This window comes from Actinomadura sp. BRA 177, assembly GCF_013372625.1.
In the GTDB taxonomy this organism is placed as follows: Bacteria; Actinomycetota; Actinomycetes; order Streptosporangiales; family Streptosporangiaceae; genus Spirillospora.
Genome location: NZ_JABXFD010000097.1, coordinates 1 through 1,591, shown reverse-complemented (window position 1 = coordinate 1,591; position 1,591 = coordinate 1). Strand labels below are relative to the sequence as shown.

Genomic DNA, 1,591 nt, shown 5'->3' with positions numbered 1-1,591 from the left:
CCCCCACCCTCTACCTATCCTTCCACTACGACGAACCCCAGCCCTACCCCTACGAAATCCCCTCACCGAAACACTACCCTTACCGCGACCCCTACCCCAACTGCTAACCCAACCCCTCCCCCGCACCCGGAGACCAACCCCGCGCACACGACCCCGGCGAGCACGCCCCGCAAAGACACCATCCGCCTTCCCTACCAGAGATCAGCGCCCCCGTAACCCGGTACGCACGACCCCACGGACTGCGCTACAGTAATCAAGCCCGCTCAGCCGGGCACCGGGACGTGGCGCAGTTTGGTAGCGCACTTGACTGGGGGTCAAGGGGTCGTGGGTTCAAATCCCGCCGTCCCGACAGAGAAACACCAGCTCAGAGGGGCTTCGGAGATCACTCCGGAGCCCTTTTTCGATCTTGAAAGTCGATGGGGAGCCAAAAGGGGAGCCACCACCGGTCGGCCTACGCCGACTCGCCCGTACCGAACACCGAGTCGGCGACCCGTGCGCCCCTGCTGATCACCGGCCGGAGCTGATGCCGGTACACCTGCCCGGTGACCGCCGGGGAGGAGTGCCCGCACAGATCGGCGATCGCTTCGATGGGCACCCCGCCGTCACTCATGATCGAGACGAACGAGTGACGCAACTCGCGCGGAGACCAGGACTCCCCGATCCCCGCCTTCTTGGTGATGAGCCGGAACGCCCGCCGCACGTTCGCCGCGTCCAGCGGCCTCCCTGTCGTCGAGCAGAACACCAGCCGCGTCCAGCGGCCTCCCTGTCGTCGAGCAGAACACCAGCCCGGTGTCGCGCCACGCCTGGCCCGCCTTGAGCCGCTGGGAGGCTTGGCGCGTGTGATGCCTGCGCAGAGCGTCCGCCGCCCGAAGCGGGAGTTCCAGCGTCCGGCGCGACTTCTCGGTCTTGGTGTCGCCGTGAGCCCGCACCGACCGCCACACATAGATGGCGAAGGTGTCACGGTCGAAGCCGGCCTTGGCCACCGGCCGCCATTCGGCCGCGTCGTCGATCCACGCCACGACGTGGGCCCACTGCAGAGCCCGGGCTTCTTCTGTCCGGACGCCGGTCAGCAGGCTGACCACGACGTAGGCGTGCAATCGCGATGACTGGGCCGCTTCGAGAACGGCCCGCGCCTGGTCGAGCGTCAGAGCCCGGCTCGGACGCCCGGCCGTGCCCCTGGGAGTCTTGACCAGCTCGGCCACGTTCCGCATGACCATGTCCCGCGCCTGAGCCTGCCGGATCGCACGCTTGAGGATCGCGTGCACCAGCCGCAGACTCCGCGTCGACAACGTGCCCGAGAGCCCGTCCAGCCATTCGTCCACGTCATCGGCCCGCAGATCACCGACCTTCGGCCTGCCGATCAGCGGGATCACATGCTTGCGGGCCAGGCCCGTGTAGTTGACGACCGTCTCTTCGTCGAGTCCTTTGAGGCCCTTGGAGTCCACCGGGTTCGATGAAGTCCGGTGGGTGTAGCTCGTTTTCAGTGAGCGTGCCGGTCAGGCGGTGAGTGCGTATTCATGCTGGTCATGGGTGCGTTCGTGCTCTCGGCGCAGGTGGTAGGCCCAGTAACGGTCGAGGTCGTCGTTGGCGA

Annotated in this window: 2 protein-coding genes and 1 tRNA gene; 1 reads left to right on the top strand and 2 read right to left on the bottom strand. The window is 67.0% G+C overall.

Annotated features, from left to right (window positions below):
- The first annotated feature begins 275 nt into the window (after positions 1-275).
- Positions 276-349: transfer RNA gene (locus HUX53_RS02185), tRNA-Pro, on the top strand.
- 102 nt (positions 350-451) lie between these two features.
- Here HUX53_RS02185 and HUX53_RS42410 read toward each other — a convergent pair.
- Entirely contained in the window at positions 452-700 is a 249-nt protein-coding gene (locus HUX53_RS42410) for a tyrosine-type recombinase/integrase (protein WP_309237006.1), read from the bottom strand.
- Positions 603-1,445, bottom strand: coding sequence for a hypothetical protein (gene xerC, locus HUX53_RS42405; RefSeq protein ID WP_309237005.1), 843 nt, complete (start codon positions 1,443-1,445; stop codon positions 603-605). The genes HUX53_RS42410 and xerC overlap by 98 nt, the downstream gene beginning before the upstream one ends.
- Positions 1,446-1,591 lie beyond the last annotated feature (146 nt).